Genomic DNA, 19287 nt, shown 5'->3' with positions numbered 1-19287 from the left:
AAAGTAACAAAAATAAAAAGGCTCAAACCTTCTCCTTGACTAATAATCTCGGAGCCACATTTAAACTCATCATTTCTTGTAACAACAATTTGAAGGCATATGCAATTATTACATTAGATATTTTCGCTTTGTCGCCACAAACACGACATACATATTTTCTTTGCTTGGTATCATAATATGATAAAAGTCCACATCGCTCACATACATTAATTTCAGCTTTGTCAGATTCCTCTAATAATCGATCCTTTAGCATCATTGAAGCTCCATATGCTATTAAGCAATCTCGTTCCATCTCACCAAACCTTAGCCCACCGCCTCGAGCTCTACCTTCTGTTGGTTGCTTTGTTAACATTTGAACTTGTCCCCGAGCTCTGCTGTGTATCTTATCTGCTACCATGTGATGAAGTTTTTGGTAATATACAACTCCAACGTAAACATCCATCGGAAACTTCTTTCCTGTCCGTCCATCATACATAATCTCCTTCCCGCTGTGCTTAAAACCATAACTTTCCATAATATCCTTAATGTCATTCAATTTTTCACCCAAGAATGCAGAACCGTCCACGATTTTTCCCCTCAAAGATGCAGCCTTTCCACCAAGTGACTCCATAAACATCCCTACAGTCATTCTAGAAGGAAAAGCATGCGGATTAATCATTACATCGGGGACAACCCCATCCTCCGTATAAGGCAAATCCTCCTGATTTACCAACATTCCTACCACACCTTTTTGTCCGTGTCTAGAAGCGAATTTGTCTCCAATTTCTGGAATTCGCATATCTCGCACCCTAATCTTGTACATTTTTCCACCTTCAACTGACTGAGTCATGATTACTGTATCCACAACCCCATTCTCTGAAGGTCTTACACCAATAGAGGTATCACGTCTATATGGTCCTTTAACCTCAAATTCTTTATATTCTTCCATAAATCTAGGCGGTGAGGTCCGGCCTATGAGAATGTCTCCACCATTAACAACAGATTCGTGCATGATTGCCCCATCCTGCTCCAGCAATCGATAGGATTTCTCGCCACGATAACCCCGAATGTTCGCATCAGATGATGGAATCTCAAAGGTATCCTTCATCCCACCAGGATATTGTTTGGCCTCAGCTTCATAAACCCTGTAAAAAAATGTCCTTGCCAATCCTCTATCAACTGATGATTTACTAAACACCACGGCATCCTCGATGTTATATCCTTCAAATGGCAACACTGCAACTACACAATTCTGTCCTGTCGGCCGTTCATCTAATCCAAGCAAATTGATAGCCTTGGTGCTTACAACAGGCATTTGTGGATAAAGCATGAAATGCTGTCTGACATAAGTGCTTGCGTTCATAAGCGGAGTAGAAAAACCTAAACTTTGTTTTGCCATTGCACTTTCGTAGGTATTCCTCGGGGATTGATTATGTTCGGGGTAAGGGATAATCGATGCACCTACACCCAAAATAGATGAAAGAAAAATCTCGACGTGAGTGTGATCATTGGAAATGCCTTTTAATTCGCTTGCGATATAGCAATTTTCTTCCTCATTTGCATCAACTAATTCTATAATTCCCATATATAACAAATCAGTCCAGGACAGGAATTTTTTTGAAATTTTTTCAATAACTTCCCTAGTTAATAGAATATTCCCATCTTTCACTATTGCAATGGGTCGTAAAACTCTACCCGAATTGCAACTAATGTATAATCTCTTTGTTGCATTATCATTAAGTGATGAATAATAATAAATCCCCATATGTGGATGCATTCTCCCTGACCTTCGCATAGTACGAAGCCGATTTGCCAGGTAACCACCGTCTTCGATATAGCCGATTAATCGCCCATCAACAAAAATTCTAGCACCTTTTTGTTTTAACTCATCATTTGTCTCATTTACATTTTGAACTCCCAGTTCATATAATTTTTCTATAACATCGGACGACAATACGCTAACAGATATTACAGCAGATAGAGCCAAGTTTTTTACCAACCCACAGTTGGATCCTTCGGGTGTTTCAGAAGGACAAATGCGTCCAAAGTGAGTAGCATGCAAGTCTCGAGCCTCAAAATTAGGTTGGCTCCTGCTAAGGGGTGATTGAATACGCCTCAAGTGACTTACAGTCGACATATAATTGGTTCGATCTAATAATTGGGTAACACCAACTCTACCTCTCCCCCAATTTCCAGTAGCAATTGCATTATTCAATTTGTCGGAGATAATTCCAGGACGCACCGCTGCTGCCACGGCATTAATTCCTCTTTTCTGACCAGATCTCTCCAATTGGTATTTCATGTCACGGATCAAATTTCTAAATGCAGTTCTAAAGAGATCAGCTAACATTTGGCCTGCAAATTTTATCACTTTGTTTCCATAATGATCCTTATCATCTGGTTCTATCCAGTTAAGGTTAAGCTCAATAAGTTTACATGCAGATTCACCTAAGAAAAGTGCCTTTTCATACCTATTATCAGGATTTTTTCCTAAATGTGGTAACAAACCCCAATCCAGCAAAGTTTCAGCCCTTTTTATTTGAAATTCTTCTAACATACCCGGGGCGATTCTCTTACTTATGTAGATAATGGCATCACGACTCGTAGCTACTTCACCTGATTTCTCAAATGAAGGCTCCAATTCATCTTGAATTGTATCATTCAAAGAAACAGCGTTTGCAATATCTTTATCAGATTCTAACCCGAGAGCCCGTATTAAAATAATGAGTGGAATATCAACAGGTGATCCAGGAATCTTTGAAACAATAGATCCGTCAGGACGCATAATTAACTCCAATTTTGCACGATATCCCACTATTGATGAATATACTTTAGCCTTATAGAGCAAAGTGCCAGATGTCTCTTCAATATCCACTATGATCTTATTATAGGAAAGGTCTTCTAGTCCAACTATCACTCTTTCGGATCCATTTATAATAAAATAGCCCCCTGGATCTTTAGGGTCTTCCCCTACGTCAATGAGTTTATTTTCAGAATAATTATTTAGCATACATGCGTTGGATTTTACCATCACGGGCATATCACCAATATGTATAAATCGTGATTCCAATGTCTTCCCTTCTTCTACAATGCTACACTCAAGCATAATCGGGGATGCATAAGTTAAATTTCTAAGGCGAGCTTCTACAGGGGCAACGTGAGTAATTGAGCCATCTAATTCCATGATTCTAGGTTGTTGCATTTTGATTTTGCCTAACTTTATCTTGTAAGGATATTCAGCGGTCTCAATTTCGATTTCGTTGACTTCATCTATGATGCTTTGAAGTCCTCTTTCTATAAATTCATTGTAGGAATTAAGATGTTGTCTGGCGACTCCCTCCCTTCGTAAAATGTCGTTAATAATTGGCCACATATCAACGACAGAATTATTGTTAATATTAACAGTCATTGCTTAGATTAACCTTCTACCACATAACGGTAATATACACTTTCACCCGCGGTGGAACTCTTACGTGTTATTTTTATTACATCACCAGGCAGGGCATCTAGTCCTTGAATTCCTTTATCTGAGGACATTATATATGGAAATTGGCTCGGTTTTGAATTAAATTTTTTAAAAACTAACTCCGCTTCATCTTTCGAGAGAATTTCATGCTTAGGCTGATATATGTGATTAACTATCCTAATTTCTTTTTTTTCCGAAGACATAATTCATTCGCTCTCCATGCATAAAGTGCAATTAAATAATAACAAAAGAATCGTCAAATATTCAATAAAACTGTAATGCAATATATATAATATTCCCCCGGTTTGTGATTAGACAAATCCAACTAGAAAGTATTTCCAGCAAAATCATATTGTAAGAATAAAAAAGAAAGGAAATAGAAATCTTTGTCCATAAGAAAGATTTCTATTTAAGAATTCTTATATTGTGAAAGATCCGTTATATTGAAGTATTGTGCAAGACAGGAGAATCAGCATATGTCATTGTCATCTCATCTAAAATGATGATGACTTGTTGTATGGTCTCCTGTGTATTGATAGCATACCTTGCAATTACGAGTCATTATTGCGACTCCTCTTTTGCCCAAATTCCTGATAATTCAGATAATAACATGGAAAATGTCAGAAATAGCATTTTATTAAATGGATCGAATAAGGAGGTCAGCAACAATACAATTCTACTCTACCAGGTAAAAATTGGTAATTCATTGTATCCGGTGGAAATCTCAAGTAGTGGTAGACAAGTTAATAATTTACTTTATGACACAGATGAAAAGAGTTTAGTTCTCATCATGGAACCCCCAGATATCAATAACACATCCAATAATGGGACACTAGATATCGAAATTCCAAGAGTCATTCTCAATTCTCAAATTAACAAAATTGACCAAAATTTTACTGTGACGATCGATGGTCACCCTACAAAATTCAAAGAAACTACCAAAAAAATCATATCGAGTATAAAATCAAATTCTACAAAAGACAATACGACTAGTTTGGAGAATATTAACCAAATAGGCGACAATAGAAAATTAGCAATTGAATTTGCACAAGACTCAAAGATAATCAAAATAACAGGAATGGATATAAACGAACCCCGTAATCAAATGGATGGTAGTAGGCAAGAACTATTGAGAATTGACATCCCCTTCAATGCTGAAGATTCAATCAAATTCATATCGATTTATTTAGACGGGGCTAACCTTGGCTTCTCACAGTTCCAATCAAATTCAAGCAATCAAAGTCTTCTATTGTCGATAATACCTTATAAAGAAAAAGGGACACTAGATATCGAAATTCCAAGAGTCATTCTCAATTCTCAAATTAACAAAATTGACCAAAATTTTACTGTGACGATCGATGGTCACCCTACAAAATTCAAAGAAACTACCAAAAAAATCATATCGAGTATAAAATCAAATTCTACAAAAGACAATACGACTAGTTTGGAGAATATTAACCAAATAGGCGACAATAGAAAATTAGCAATTGAATTTGCACAAGACTCAAAGATAATCAAAATAACAGGAATGGATATAAACGAACCCCGTAATCAAGTTAATCAAAACAATCAAAGTAGCATGACCGGACAGTCAAGTACTTTAAATAATGAAGAACAACAAAATATCCTAATAGCAATAATATCAGCGTCGACAGGAGTAATAGTAGCTTTTATTTATACCCTTTACAGTAAGAATAAAATAAAATTCAAGAGAAGTAAAAAGAAATAGTATCCTGGTAAAGGTCATCCAATTATTGGAAATAAAAACCACCAAGTTTGAATAATCAGCTAATTAAACTCAAGGTTTTCCTGTTTTTCTCATACTTTCTCGATAAAAGTTGCATTTTTTGCTAAAGGGATATGACAAATACAAAATGCGATTAAAAATTGATATAGCAAATTCAAGGTAAAGTTGTGGGAATGCCTACAGTTTATACCTAAAATATAGTTCTCGCAAACATCTCAGGCATAGGTTTTTTCACCTACCTAGATTTAAGAAAAAAATTAGACAAGCTAACTCAAAATAATATAGATATTACACTGTTCCATGGATGTGCGAATTATTAAATTAAAATATGTAATGCGAAATATATCATTTGTAATTGACATTAGACTATAATAAGATGATTGAAACTATCCTTGAAGAAAAACAGGATTTGGACCATGGTAAATTGAAAGCGTTAATAGAGGAGAAAAAAGCTAATGTTGGTGCAGGTTACTTAACAGACCAGGGAGCACTTTTCTTAGTTGCCGCAGATTTAGGTATTTCGTTAGAAAAATCCCCGAAATCAGAGTATAATTTAAAGGATATTTTCATAGGTGCTAGAGACATTTCAATTCTCGGACGGATTATAACAATAAATCCTATAAAGTCATTTTTAAAAAGAGACTCAGATCAAGAAGCAAGAAATAGGACTTTAACCATATTTGATAAAGAGGCTAGTGTTCGAATTAAGTTATGGGATGATCTAGTCGATATTCCAGAGATTCAGAATTTGAGAGTTGGAGATTTGATAAAGGTTGTAAATTGTCAAATAAAATCAGGTTTAGATAATAGACCAGTGGTAAATCTAGGCAATAATGGCAATATCGAGGTTATCAGAGATGATAAAAAATACGAGATTCCATCAATAACAGATATAACTAAATCAATAGATGGAATCCCATCTGAACCTGTCGACAATATTGCAGTTATGGGAAAAATTGTTTCAGATCCCAGAATTACTCAGTTTACAAATAATAGAGGCGAATTGTCAAAATCATTGCAATTGATGTTATCGAATGAGGATAACACTCGTCAAATACGAAGTATTATTTGGAATATAAATGAAGCTATAATCCCAAAGCTACTTACTCGAGATTCACAAATCAAACTGATAGGAGTTAGAACCAAGGTAGGAAATCCAAATTTTGGGAATGGTGACATGGAAATTCATGGTGACGAAGGTACGACTATAGAATTGGTTAATGAAAAGAGTACGGATGAAAACTTCCTTTTGAGAATCTTATCAAAACGAGTTAACACATTAGGAAATTTTTCAAGCTATCTTGCCATCAATAGAGAAGCTTATCCATTTGTACTAAAAGTAAACAATGAGATCTTTGATCTTGAACTTGACGTGGATAACATAATTGAATGTTATCCGAGTCGTGTTTTGGGTAACACAGTTGAAGTAATGGATCAAAGTTCTTTTATTCAAAAAATTGAAGGAAACGAAGACATTCCCGACAAATCGGTGTTGGAAATCAAAATACGAGACATTGCTACAACGAATCGGCCCTACATAATTGAAGCAATTGTTCTTCAAAATCCAAACAAAACGGATGTCAATACCAAAAGCGGAGACACTGTAACAGTTGCAGACACTATTGTTGGGGATGATACAGGAGAAATCAGATTAGTTGGATGGAGAGACAATAGTAGGGTAATTAATCAGTTGAAAATAGGAGAAAGAATAAGACTAGTTGGTGTTGAGGCAGCGCAAGGAAAGGAAGGTAATTTGGAGTTATCGTTAAGGCCTTATTCAGACATAACAATCATAAATTAGGACTGATCCTTACTTTTGTTGCTAAAATTAATTATCCCAAAAACCTCTTGTCATTACATATTGTTTTTCAGCTTCGTATATAGATTTCAATAGATTTTGCTCGTCTGTAAAGTTTCTTAGCAATCTCGCACAGGTATCAACCCCTATACCATGACCAGACAGGACAAAGATAGCCAACTTTCCAAAATTATTAATTAACGAAGCTAATTTCCAGGCTCGATCAAATTTATTTTCTTCTACCCTAGATAATGTCTCTCCCGCAAGTTTTTGACCAATTATAATCCTCAATTCCACATCTTTCCAAAAAGTGGCAGTAATTAACCTAGATTTACAAAACGGACATGATAGTTTATCAGGGATTTCATGTGTTTCGAATATTCGTTCCCATTTAGCGCATCTTACGCAAATTAATTTGTGCTTTGTATTAGTCAAACGCTCTTTAATAAGCTCTAAAATTCCACTTTCCATTCCAATTGGGGTCGAAATACTTTTCTTAGACCTATTAAGAATGGGTTGTGACAAGCCCGAAAAGCGATAGTCCTCATTCCAATGTAATTTTATGAATCCATTCTTGATCTTTTTTACTATAGTTTTAGTGTTGTTGACATCATATTTGTCGTGGATAAGTTCTCTTATTGACTCTTTGCTTAGCGAAGTCTTGCGATATCTATCGTACAATAATCGTGCCAATCTTTTATCATAAACAGATTCCTTTTGGATAAGTCCAAATCTTTTGGCAACCATCCAGACTTTCCAATTAATATTATAGGTTCCTGTAAAAGATGCAATTAGAACTGATTCAACATCAAATTCATCCGTAAATAATGAGATTATATGTTCTTTTGTTATTCGACTATTCACTGAACTCAGCAAAATTCTATAAGGGTCCGCTCTATATTCTACCACATGTCCTGTTCTTGAAGAAATAAATGTTGAAAGGAGAGAACCTAATGTATTATTTACCTTTGTACCTAGTGTACAATGGATTATAGTAACATCCTCGGAAGCAACAGACTCTATTACAATGTCGTTTGAATTAGGAATTATCTTTAACGGTTTTATGTTTTCGGCCAGCTTGGAATGAATTTCAGAAGTCATCAGATTTGACAAATAATATTTTTTTGGATCAAATGAACTCGAAGACAAGATACTTTTTCTTATTTGACCAACTATTCTAGCAGTCTCATAATCAACTGGAATAGTTTCACCAACCCAATACGGGATGTTGATTGGGGCACCCATTAAAGGCTCCACATGAACCTGAAATTTGGTTTCATTAACCACCAAAATTCTCCACTGGGAACCCTTCAGGACAAAAACATTCCCTTTTTCACCATAATCGCCCACAAACTGTTGATCAAGGGTACCAATTTTCCTATTAGAGATCGAGTCTATTACCTCGAACTTAGAAACGTGCGGAATGGTAGAAACATTCTCATAATAATACCGAAGAGATTTTCCAGTTCTAAAAATAAGATTCTTATCACGCTCTATTCGTAATAAATAAGAATTTATCAAAATGTTTATACAATCATTATAGTCATAGAAAGATAACGATTTGTAAAGAAAAGCAGATTTTAATGTTTCGTATAAAACTCTCAAGTCTAAAGGTTTTTTCTCCTGCAATACGGAGCCAACGATATTATGTGCCAATACATCTAAAGAACATTCATGTGGTTGTTGCTCCTCGATTGAACCCATATTAACGCGTTGAATTATACTCATCGATTCAAGATAATCATCATAATTATTCGTTATAATCAACCCCTTAGCGGACGTATGCCGAGTATGTCTACTTCTACCTATCCTTTGGATCAATTTTGAAACTTGCCTTGGCGATCCATAGTGAATGACCAAGTCGATGGAACCGATATCTAAGCCCAACTCTAATGATGAAGTGCAAACAACAATTCCATTGAATCCCCGTCTAAGAAATTGTTCAGTTTCCTCTCTAGCATCTTTTGAAAGTGATCCATGGTGAACCTGGATAGGGATATTACTTTGATCCTTTAACACAGTTCCTAAAAATTCAGATTCATCCCTTGTATTAGTAAACAGCAACACGGAAGATTTACTAAAATCTTGGGAAATGTATTTTATTATATGATTGCAAGTATCTTTTATTGATCCTTGAACAAATTTTAGTTCAAGATCATATTTTCTAAGTGATTTGTCGATTAGAATCTCGCATTTTCTATTCTTTCCTACCAAGAATTTCGCGGTATCCGAAATGTTGCCAATTGTTGCTGAGATACCAATTCGACAGAATTCGGTGGAAATCAAAGTTAGCCTTTCAAGGCACAAAGAGAGATATGCACCCCTTTTGGATGGCATTATTTCATGTATTTCATCGATTATAACCCATTCCACATCTCGAAGTAGTACATTCATTTTTTCATTTACAAGGATCACACCTAATGATTCAGGTGTCGTGATTAGAATCTCAGGGGGATTCTCAATAATTTTCTTCCGCTTCGAGTATGTGGTATCCCCATGTCTAATTTGTACATCAATCTCTTCTGAAGTAGCATATTTGATAATTCTTCTAAATACATCATTGTTGAGTGAACGTTGTGGAGTAATGTACAGACACTTTATCCCCCTCTTTGATTTATTATCAGATGTATTTCGTTCATTATTAATTGCTATTAAGCTTATTACGGGTAGGATTGCCGCTTCAGTCTTTCCAGATCCTGTAGGCGCAACCAATAAAGCATTGGACCTTTGAGCCAACACTTTATAAGACTGCTCTTGAATTGAGGTTAAATTATAGAATAATTCCTTTCTGTATTTATCCAGGATAGATTGTTCTAATTTGCTGTAATCTTCATTCAATTTTGTCAAATTGTTTTTTATTTACCTGTTTGGTCGATTTTTTTCGGGTTTTTCCAGTACTCGCAATCTTTCTCACTTCTTGTCTTTGTTCTTTGGTCGAAATGAATTGATAAGCAAATATTGAAACCAATGAAAGTATAAATATTATTAGAGAGGATGTGAAAACAAGATTATCGAAGGAAATTGCCATATCGTTTAGATTTAGTTTTGTAATTATAGTATAAATACGTTAAACTTTTAAAAATTAGGTTAAATAAGTTTTTATATACAATTGTTCTTTGTTAATTGTTTTACCTTTGATTTTCCTCTTAAATAGTGGGTATTATGAATGCGAGGTCCTTTGAATCGAGTAATAGTTATCAAGATAACCAAAATATAATGGCGACAATATTACAGAACTTACCTAAAGAATGCGCCCTTACCAAAATAGAGTACGAGGGACCAAGAATCGCGTTGCACACAAATAACCCACAATTCCTTTTAGAAAATAATAAAATTCTTCCAAATATTGTAGCCCAGATCAAAAAGAGGATAGTACTGCGAACGGATGTAGCAATAAGAAAAGATGAAGATGAAGCAAGAAAAATTGTAGAAAAATATGTTTTAGGTAAATCAAATGTTACAGATATACTCTTTGACCCAGCAATAGGAGAGGCTACAATATTTCTAAAGAAATTACCCCAGTCCTTAGATACCGAACGAATAATCAATGAAATCATTTTGGCAACAGGTTGGAAAATCACCTTTAAAAAAACTCCCAGGAATTTCGACATAATAAAACAAATTAATAAAATTATGAAAAAATCCTCAGAATACAGAATTCAATTCTACAAGAAAGTAGGAGAGAAAATCTTTCGCGATCGTATGAATCCCGTTATAGAAACTAGCTTAATTTCGCTTGGTGGTTTCGCTGAAGTTGGACGATCCTCAGTGCTACTAAGCACTAATGAAAGCAGCGTGCTTTTGGATTGTGGATTAAACACTTATACGAAAGATCCGTTGCTAAAGTATCCAAGATTCGACTCAGTTGGCCTTCGACTATCAGAAATTGATGCGATTTTATTAACTCATGCACACTTTGATCATACAGGGTTCTTACCTGTTTTATTTAAATATGGTTTCATCGGTCCGGTTTATTGCACTGAACCTACTGCCTATTTGATGTTCATGTTATTCAGAGAATTTGTAAAGAACGATAATTCATTTTCAAGTTATGACGAATCCGACATTGAAAAAATTTACTCTCATTTGATTTTCCTAAATAACAATATTGTAACAGACCTAACTCCTGAAATCAAAGTTACCCCGTACAATGCAGGACATATACTCGGATCTTCATCTTTTCATTTTCATATAGGAAATGGTGATCACAATTTTGTCTATACTGGGGATATAAAATTTGGAAAGAGTGCTTATTTGGAAAATGCAGTTTGGAATTTTCCAAGAGTAGAAACGCTATTAATAGAGTGCACAAATGGCGGTAGAGAAGACTCATTCACATCGAGGGAAGAGTCAGAGATAAAATTAATCGAGGAGATCAATAAAATTATCAAGATTAAGAAAACAGTATTGATACCGACTCAATTAATTGGCACTTCACAAGAAATGATCATCACTTTGAATCAATTAATAAAAGAAAAGAAAATCAAAAAATGCAAAATTTATATCGATGAACTAATAGCAGAGGTTAATTCAATTCACGAATTTGAATCAGAATTTCTAAATAAAGAATTACACCAAAACATTTCCACAGGTGAGAATAATCCGTTTAGATCAAGAACATTATCAATTTTGACAGATATTGAGGGGCAAAATTTAGACTCGGGTATAGTGATTTGTCCCTCATCCATGCTTCATTGCGAATCTAGTAGGAAATATCTAAAAAGAATAGCAACTGATCCCGAAAATTTAATGATCTTGACAACCAAGCCTACAGGGAGTGGATTCTATAAAGATTTGTCAGATGGAAATAGAAAATTCTTTATTGAAGACGAGGAGTATGAAATTCGTTGTAAAATTGAAGCTCTTTATTCTTTTAATTCACATTCAGACTTTAATCAATTAAACGCCTATATTGCAAGACTAAGACCAAAATTAAAGCGAATAATAGTAAATCATGGAGAGAGATCTAAGGTTCAGAATTTTTCTGGATATTCAAGTAAAGTTCACAATATTCCTACTCAGTATTTGCAGAATCAAGAATCAATAAGGATCCTTTAATAATATATAGAAATTCGAAAGAAATACAAGTCAAACTGTGAACAATTTCAGAAACTAACTATGATGCTGGTTTTCAGGCACCTTGCCAAATTTTGACCGCAGAGGGAGTTAAGATGATTCGTTCCTCGCCCAGCCTAGCAATATCACCGCCCATCATGGTAACAGACTTGTGTAAAGTTTCAACGGCATTCTTGAGCTCTTCGACATCCTTGTGAGCTAAAGGGGTGATGCGTATAATTATTATCATATTCTTTTCGATACCTTTCTTGATTTCGTCTAGATCATTTAATCCACGAAGAGTAAAGGTCCTCAAATAAATAGGTCTTTGTTCTAAATTATTACCGTGCATTTTTTAAATGTGATATGCTATAATAGAACGCATCACTAATATAAAGATTGAAAATTTATGACAATAAATTTTAATAGGAGAATTAAATTCTGAATGATTCTACATCATTTTTAGTAAAGGGTCGAATATACAATCTTCTATTCAATTTCCGTTTTTGATTAGTTATGGATACTTCATAACTTCGATCTTCTAGTGTATCCGAATATCTCAATGTAATCTTAGAACTGCATTCAAGTAATAATTTATGTTTCCGCAAATCAGGCTTATCATGAAATCGCAAAATTGAAACTGGCCCAGGGACAATGGTTGGTTGTAAAATATAATCCAATTCTTCACCAAGTGACTTCAGCATTTCATTTTCGCCATGATTTCTTCCCACTATTAGTTTGGACTCTGAATTCATTCTAAAATGTCTGCCAATTTTGAGCAACTCCATATCATTTAGACTTGGTTCGGTTATAGAATATCGAAATAAATCTCTGACTCTTTTAGAAAATTCAGGATCGGTAAGCAGACAGCCTCCAGCTGAATTAGGCGGGTCTTCGATTCCAAAATTATTTGCCAATTCTAACTGTCCCCTCCTCGACCTACCTCGAATTGATCCTAATAAAGATCTTTTTACTAGCCCTCTAGCTTCCGGTTCAGTTGGGGGCATTAGTTTAGCAGATAATGGCCGTAATACTTTCCCCTCCATTTCAGTATTTTTTTCTATAATAGATAAAGCATTTGAATTTTGGCTCATAGGTCTTTGATGTAATACCTCACCCGTGATCAAGAATGTGGCACCTATTTTCTTCATGTGCTTTTTTGCCTCATCATACATCATCATTCGACAATCTATACATGGGTTCATACCTGAGCCGTATCCATACTTGGGATTCTTTAGCATTTTTAAATAATCTTTTCCCAAAAAAACAGTTTTTAATTTTATGTCTAATTCGGTGGCCACCTCTAATACCTTATGACCACATCCTTTTCCACAATCAAAATCGCAAAAAGGGGTCTTTATTGCAACAGCCTCTACCTCTATTCCTTGTTCTTTAATCATTCTTACAGCTAATTGACTATCTAATCCTCCTGAAAGTAACGCCACTGCCTTAACCTTACTATTTTCTTGAGTATTAGAATCAACTACAGAATTAACTTCATTGATCTTTTGCTCGTCGTTTTTGAGAGAATCCTGAGATATTTTACTCACTTATAAACTTGTTATCAATTGACATCTTTATACTTAGCTATTCAAGTAGATTTTATTCGATCAGAATTAACCGATCCAAAGATCATAGCAATTTGACCTAGAAAGTCATTTGACCTTATCTTTAGCTGTTTTAAGGATCCAGAAATGGAGATTATTATCAAATCTTCTTTGATCGAGTAAATTGATAGAATCATTTCTGATATAGTGTCAAGACTACACTTTAAAACTAAAATGTTTGAATTGAGTTGGCTTGACTTGATAATTCTGTTTCGGGAACTTGAGTAATATATTGTTCCAAACAAATCAACGAAGCGATCAGAAATTCTATTTATTATCAGATTCCTGTGAGATAAAGAATCATCAGGAATATAAATTGCTATGTAGCGGAACTTTTTCTTAGTTAAAGTCAATAAAACCACCCCGCAATCTCGAATTTAACCACATATTTAAATCAGACCAATATTCCGAGGGGGATATATTTAACTTGGCAAGTATTGAATTGAATGTCCTTAGGGAAACTAATTCAAAAATATCTCTGGCACCGCTGGAAAGTATTAGCTGTTGGTTGTGTTTCCTACAAAGGTCGGAAAGATATTTAACATCCCAAAACCATTTTCCAATTTCGTCAGCTTTCATGTACTTTAGTTTTGAAATAAGAACTTCGAATCCCAAGTTCTTACCAGAGAGTTTTTGAAGAAGGGGTTTTGATTCCAAGAAATTTGTTACTACTATTATATCACAAGAAGAAACCTTTTCATGGCTGTAAAATTCTGTATCCACATAAGTTAAATGAGGATAATTTGAATGTCGGCCATTTAGCACATAGTCTTTATTTTTAACCCTTAATATTATAGAGCCCCATTTCTCATTAATTGACTGTGTTGAAATAACTCCTAATTTATTTATTTTAAGGAATTTATCCATAAACCTGACAATGTTGTCACTACACTCAAAATTTATAGACAAATCAACATAGTAACGGATGTCATTCAAACTATATCATTATTATTAGAAAATTTTCCTTTTCTTTTAAAAACAAGCCTTACAGAATCTTTTTCAGATATTGACAATTCTCCCGAGCACAATTTCTGTTTATCTAACCTTAAATAAACAGATCCTTTTTCATCTACGTTGTTATCCAGGTATGACTTTAGGTCGTCTTTCCCATAGATATGACTAAGCCTATCTACTACTTCAGAATATAAAGAATCACTATTTTTCGTATAGTGAAGGTTAATACGGATTATAGGATTTTTCCAGTGTCCTTCTGTTTTTATCAATTCAACCTTTTTAAGATTTGAAAATCTTCCCAAATGGGTTTTCAAACAATTTAGGAGCTTGTCCTCATCCTCAGTCGCGTGGGATAATACAGAAATATCAAATGAAGAATACAAAGTCCTTTAGGAAATTAAGCATTTGTTTCATCCTGGACTTCCTCGGCATCTGGATTATCAGGCGAATCAGAAGATATTTCCTCGCTGGTCTCAGATGTAAAATCATTACTTGTTGAAGTATCTTCATTTTGCAATGGTGATGACAATAATTTAGTTTTTCGGACTCCAACATGTCTGATAACCGCTATCTTCTTGGCCTCCTCCATCATATCATTACTCATCTTGCCCATCGTGACTTCCTTAACAAATTCATCTAACGTTAAGTTGGGAATGCGTTCTTTTAGCAGGTTATCCATGGCCAATCTTATTTCATGTTTCTTTGCTGTATTGATTCTCCTATGGCTAAATGCGGTTGATGAAACTCTAAATAAATAGCCGTCACTAGTTTTGTACTCATTCACAAAGTTTATCATTGAACTACCTCTTCTAATTAAGCTTCTTAGGAATTCTTTTGCGTATTCGTGACCCTTAAAAATAGTCGTAGCCATACCTGCGTTTATCTTGTCTATTTGGACAAAAATCTTTGTTTGATGCTGAGTTGGATCTTGCTTCAACATATCATAAAGAGTATTTTCAATTACTCTGCCTTTAGCATTATTAATATCAGATATCGGAATATAATTTAATGGTACTCTATCAAAAGCTGATGGGGCATTTACAATAATCCATTGTTTGTCTCGCCATTTATCTCGAACTCTTCCCCCTCGTCTGGAACCTTTTGCCATATTCAGCCAATCCTTGAATCCAAAATATAAGTCATACTGGCTATATTGTTGAACATATGGAATTTATTTGATTAAATTATATTTATCCTACCCAAAGCGATTATAATTGAATAAATATTATAAAAAAACATAATCGGATAATTGTCTAACTCGTGGAATTCTGAAAATACTTTAAAAATATGAATTTCAAAGTTTGTATCAAAAATTTTCCCATTAATAGCGGATTATCAACAATCAAAAGTATTCAAAATTTATTACCCACTAACCTGACTTCATAGAAAGCATTTGTGCTTAACCAACACTTTTGATACCATCAGTACTTTGGCTGTAGAAAAGAGTATAAGAAAGAAAGTGTATCCTCACAATAAGTTGAATTCTTATAGGCTGCCTTGTAGAACTCTACTTTGCAGTATTTTCCTTTTGATAATTTTTGTAATTCTTAATTCTCTTTTGTGGTCTGAAATCCAAGAATTCGAACTTGTGTTTGCATCCCCTACTGAAGTTGAACAAATAAGAACCTTTCAGGATTGGAACTGCGGGATAAACAGCACAGTAAATTCAAATTATTTTATCAAAGAAATTAGGATTCCAGAAAAATGTAGTGTTCCCATTGCAATAGGATATGATGAAAAAGATAATAAAGTTTGGCTAGTTGGGACAAGAAACGGAACTCTATTGGAGTATGACCCAGATGCAAATAACTTTAGTTCATATAAAATACCTAATTGGTATTCAAGAGAATTGCCCGCAGGAACTTCTTGGAGTTGGGCTTTAAAGTTTGACAAAACTTATAATAATATCTGGTTCACCGACGAAAAACTAGATTCCCTATGGAAGTTTAATAAAACTAATAGACAATTTGAACAATACATAGTACCATATAAATCAGAATCTTACTCTACATCTTATCCCATTTCACTGGCCTTTCCTGATGAAAATAATGTTTATTTTGTGGGTATACGATCCCTGTCACTTTGGCACGGATCTCTGGATGGAATGAAAAGCGGTACTAGTAAAGGAATAGAAGAAATACCAATTCCGCTTAGTGATTCATTTAAAGGAATTCCAGACTACGAGGTGGGGTTAGGTTCCCTTGCAATTGATCATGGGAACCAAAATATTTGGATTACAGCTCTGGCATTTGATAAAAAAGGATTACTAGTTAAATACAATATCCCTGACAAAAAATTTTCCTTATATGAACTGCCGGATACTATCAAGTCACCAACAGGTATATCAATAGATAAGGATGGAAATTTATGGATTACTGACCATGCTACAAGTTCGTTTTACAAGATCTCCCCACCTTCTAATTCCTCTATGATCAATATGAATGAGGTTGAACATTTTGTGACTGCCCCATTATCTTCAAGGATAATAGGTATAAAACATGATGATTTAAGCAATAACACAGTTAATTTGTATCAAAGTTCCCTACCTTATTGGATCAAGTCTACCGAGGAGGATAACATCTTCACAAATGAACATGTAGGAAATAAGATAGCAAAATATTCTCCCCATAATGACACCCTAACCGAGTATTGGATTCCCAGCCAAAACATCCTGTATTCTGTATGCAGTCCTCAAAGTAGTACAAATATATGTGGATACTCAAATGCTCTGCAATTTGATATCCAATACAACACAACCGACAATACGATAAACAAGGATGCAAGAATATGGTTTTCCGAACAATCTGAAAATAAAATTGGCTATGTAGACCTTGGAAAAAAAATTCCAATAAATATTGTTGTGAATCCTTCTTTCTTAAACCTGAAAAATGGTGTCAATGATACGGTAAAGTTGAATATGAATGTGTTAGTCAATTTGTCGTTATTGCAACAAGAGCTTGAATACAACAATACCGAAGACAAAAATATGAGCCTAAAGCCCATCTGGTCTACATCCTTTAGTCCAAATGGCAATCTATCAGGATTTAGTGCGACGTTTACTCCAAATCTTCTGAATATGGAATACAATCAATCTAATATAGACTCAAAACAAACATATGCAAATGTTAAAGTGGAGTTAAAGATCAATCATAAAATCAACCCGGGCAATTACAATTTAATAGTAGGTATAGAAAGCAAAGATTTTTCCATACTAAAAAAGGTAAAAATAAAAGTCAGTGAATAAAACAATGTCATAAGAATTCAGTAGGTAATGGTTTATAAAGCACATCTGAAACCTGCGAACAATATTCTTTCATGAGGTTTAAAGTAGTTTCGATAGCTGCTGCGAATCTGTTTGCCAGGAGTTGCAAAACTCCCTCCTCGAAGCACTTTTTGGTTTATTGCCCACTTGTCCGTGTATTCTTCAAAGCGTGATCTAAAACCAGGAAAGAGAATATATTCAGAAGATGTCCATTCCCAAACATCGCCAATCATTTGAAAACATCCACAATGACTCTTGCCTTTTGAAAAACTTCCTGCCACAGTGGGTTGCCACGTATAACTGTCCAAAACATTCGCGTGTTCACTGGATATCATTTCATTACCCCATGGATATATCGTCTTCAATCCGGTATGATCGTCCCAAGTTGCAGCCTTTTCCCATTCAGCTTCAGTGGGTAATCGTTTCTTTGCCCATTTACAGTAAGCATCGGCTTCAAAATAGCTGACATTTACAACTGGTTCTTCCTCAACAATCTTATGATATCCACGAAAATCTTTCTTAATCCACCTATTCTTATCCTTTTCAAACTTCCAGTATAATGGTGAAGTCCAGTTTTCGCTTATAACGAGATCCCAGCCATCAGATAACCAATATCGATAATTGTCATAACCTCCCGATTCAATAAATTCCATAAATTCACCGTTTGTTACCAATTTGTTACTAATTTTGTAATTGTCCAAATACACTTTATGTAACGGTAATTCATTATCGTAGCAAAAATCGTGTCCCGTAAAACCCATTTCAAAAATTCCTCCATCAATTGGAATCATTTCATTTTCAATGCTTACACTACGAGGGACTTGTGATTTTAGCCGAGGTAAATAATTATCACTCTCACTCTTAAATCTATTAAAATAGTGTTGGAAATCGTAAATCATCAACTCCTGGTGCTGTCGTTCATGATTTATAGCAGTAAGTATATCGAAAAATACATTATCTTCGTCGTTTTGAGATTTGATTTTATATGTCTTTAAGAATTCGATAAAATGTCTTTCGATTTCTTTTCGGTATTTGAGAGTTTGTATGACGGTCGGTCTAGGATATTTACCTCTTTCGCTTTTCTTAAGAATAGAACCATATTTTTGGTAATATGAGTTTAGATAAGATAAATCAAAATTATCCTTTAGGTTGAGTTTATGTCCGTAATACTTTTCCAATATTTTTTGAAAAAACCACGTTACATGTGCAATATGCCAATTTGGAGGACTTCCAAACTCATTTGATTGGATAACCGCATCTTCGATATCGAGCGGCGAAAACAGTTCAATAGTTTTATTTCGAACATCCACAAATTCTTGTACAAATCCTTCCAAACTTGCTGAGGTTTGCATCTTGAACAATAATTGATAAAAAACTATTTTAAGATATTTAAGTAGAACGTGCTATGAATATCAAAGT

14 protein-coding genes are annotated in these 19287 nt (G+C 34.5%); 4 read left to right on the top strand and 10 right to left on the bottom strand.

The genetic code is table 11. The features are described 5' to 3' along the window. Window positions 1-22 precede the first annotated feature (22 nt). Window positions 23-3388 (bottom strand): DNA-directed RNA polymerase subunit B, encoded by a 3366-nt coding sequence (locus F1Z66_RS07340; protein ID WP_149862959.1) that lies wholly within the window; start codon window positions 3386-3388, stop codon window positions 23-25. 8 nt (window positions 3389-3396) lie between these two features. Further along, entirely contained in the window at window positions 3397-3648 is a 252-nt protein-coding gene (locus F1Z66_RS07335; RefSeq protein WP_149862958.1) for a DNA-directed RNA polymerase subunit H, read from the bottom strand. 314 nt (window positions 3649-3962) lie between these two features. Between F1Z66_RS07335 and F1Z66_RS07330 the strand changes: the two genes are divergently transcribed. Continuing rightward, the gene (locus F1Z66_RS07330; protein ID WP_149862957.1) at window positions 3963-5174 is read left to right on the top strand and encodes a hypothetical protein; all 1212 of its coding nucleotides are present in this window, start codon (window positions 3963-3965) and stop codon (window positions 5172-5174) included. A gap of 394 nt (window positions 5175-5568) precedes the next feature. Beyond that, window positions 5569-6993: a hypothetical protein gene (locus F1Z66_RS07325; protein WP_159357347.1), complete on the top strand. Its 1425-nt coding sequence runs from the start codon at window positions 5569-5571 to the stop codon at window positions 6991-6993. A 27-nt stretch (window positions 6994-7020) separates the two neighbouring features. On the opposite strand, the gene F1Z66_RS07320 is transcribed toward F1Z66_RS07325, so the two are convergent. Then, window positions 7021-9837, bottom strand: coding sequence for a DEAD/DEAH box helicase (locus F1Z66_RS07320; RefSeq protein ID WP_195907499.1), 2817 nt, complete (start codon window positions 9835-9837; stop codon window positions 7021-7023). A gap of 315 nt (window positions 9838-10152) precedes the next feature. On the opposite strand from F1Z66_RS07320, the gene F1Z66_RS07315 reads away from it, so the two are divergent. Further along, a complete protein-coding gene (locus F1Z66_RS07315) occupies window positions 10153-12048 on the top strand; it encodes an MBL fold metallo-hydrolase (RefSeq protein WP_149862954.1) in 1896 nt (631 codons plus the stop codon). A gap of 73 nt (window positions 12049-12121) precedes the next feature. On the opposite strand, the gene sepF is transcribed toward F1Z66_RS07315, so the two are convergent. The 6 genes from sepF to F1Z66_RS07285 form a co-directional block, all read right to left on the bottom strand. Further along, window positions 12122-12397: a cell division protein SepF gene (sepF, locus tag F1Z66_RS07310; protein ID WP_149862953.1), complete on the bottom strand. Its 276-nt coding sequence runs from the start codon at window positions 12395-12397 to the stop codon at window positions 12122-12124. A gap of 82 nt (window positions 12398-12479) precedes the next feature. Continuing rightward, window positions 12480-13595 (bottom strand): tRNA (5-methylaminomethyl-2-thiouridylate)-methyltransferase, encoded by a 1116-nt coding sequence (locus F1Z66_RS07305; protein ID WP_230207486.1) that lies wholly within the window; start codon window positions 13593-13595, stop codon window positions 12480-12482. 41 nt (window positions 13596-13636) lie between these two features. Next, on the bottom strand, window positions 13637-14005 hold the full coding sequence (locus F1Z66_RS07300) for a hypothetical protein (protein WP_149862952.1): 369 nt from the start codon (window positions 14003-14005) through the stop codon (window positions 13637-13639). After that, on the bottom strand, window positions 13992-14588 hold the full coding sequence (locus F1Z66_RS07295) for a hypothetical protein (RefSeq protein WP_149862951.1): 597 nt from the start codon (window positions 14586-14588) through the stop codon (window positions 13992-13994). The genes F1Z66_RS07300 and F1Z66_RS07295 overlap by 14 nt, the downstream gene beginning before the upstream one ends. Beyond that, window positions 14585-14989 carry an RNA-binding domain-containing protein gene (locus tag F1Z66_RS07290; RefSeq protein WP_149862950.1) on the bottom strand — a complete coding sequence of 135 codons (405 nt, stop codon included), beginning with the start codon at window positions 14987-14989 and terminating at the stop codon, window positions 14585-14587. The genes F1Z66_RS07295 and F1Z66_RS07290 overlap by 4 nt, the downstream gene beginning before the upstream one ends. Before the next feature lie 14 nt (window positions 14990-15003). Beyond that, window positions 15004-15714 carry a 30S ribosomal protein S3ae gene (locus tag F1Z66_RS07285; protein ID WP_149862949.1) on the bottom strand — a complete coding sequence of 237 codons (711 nt, stop codon included), beginning with the start codon at window positions 15712-15714 and terminating at the stop codon, window positions 15004-15006. A gap of 285 nt (window positions 15715-15999) precedes the next feature. Here F1Z66_RS07285 and F1Z66_RS07280 point away from each other — a divergent pair, with 285 nt between their 5' ends. Continuing rightward, window positions 16000-17850 carry a Vgb family protein gene (locus F1Z66_RS07280; protein ID WP_149862948.1) on the top strand — a complete coding sequence of 617 codons (1851 nt, stop codon included), beginning with the start codon at window positions 16000-16002 and terminating at the stop codon, window positions 17848-17850. A gap of 32 nt (window positions 17851-17882) precedes the next feature. On the opposite strand, the gene egtB is transcribed toward F1Z66_RS07280, so the two are convergent. After that, on the bottom strand, window positions 17883-19220 hold the full coding sequence (gene egtB, locus F1Z66_RS07275) for an ergothioneine biosynthesis protein EgtB (protein WP_149862947.1): 1338 nt from the start codon (window positions 19218-19220) through the stop codon (window positions 17883-17885). Window positions 19221-19287: the final 67 nt, after the last annotated feature.

Source organism: Candidatus Nitrosocosmicus agrestis (genome assembly GCF_008389435.1).
GTDB lineage: Archaea > Thermoproteota > Nitrososphaeria > Nitrososphaerales > Nitrososphaeraceae > Nitrosocosmicus > Nitrosocosmicus agrestis.
This window is presented reverse-complemented; position numbering and strand designations above follow the sequence as displayed.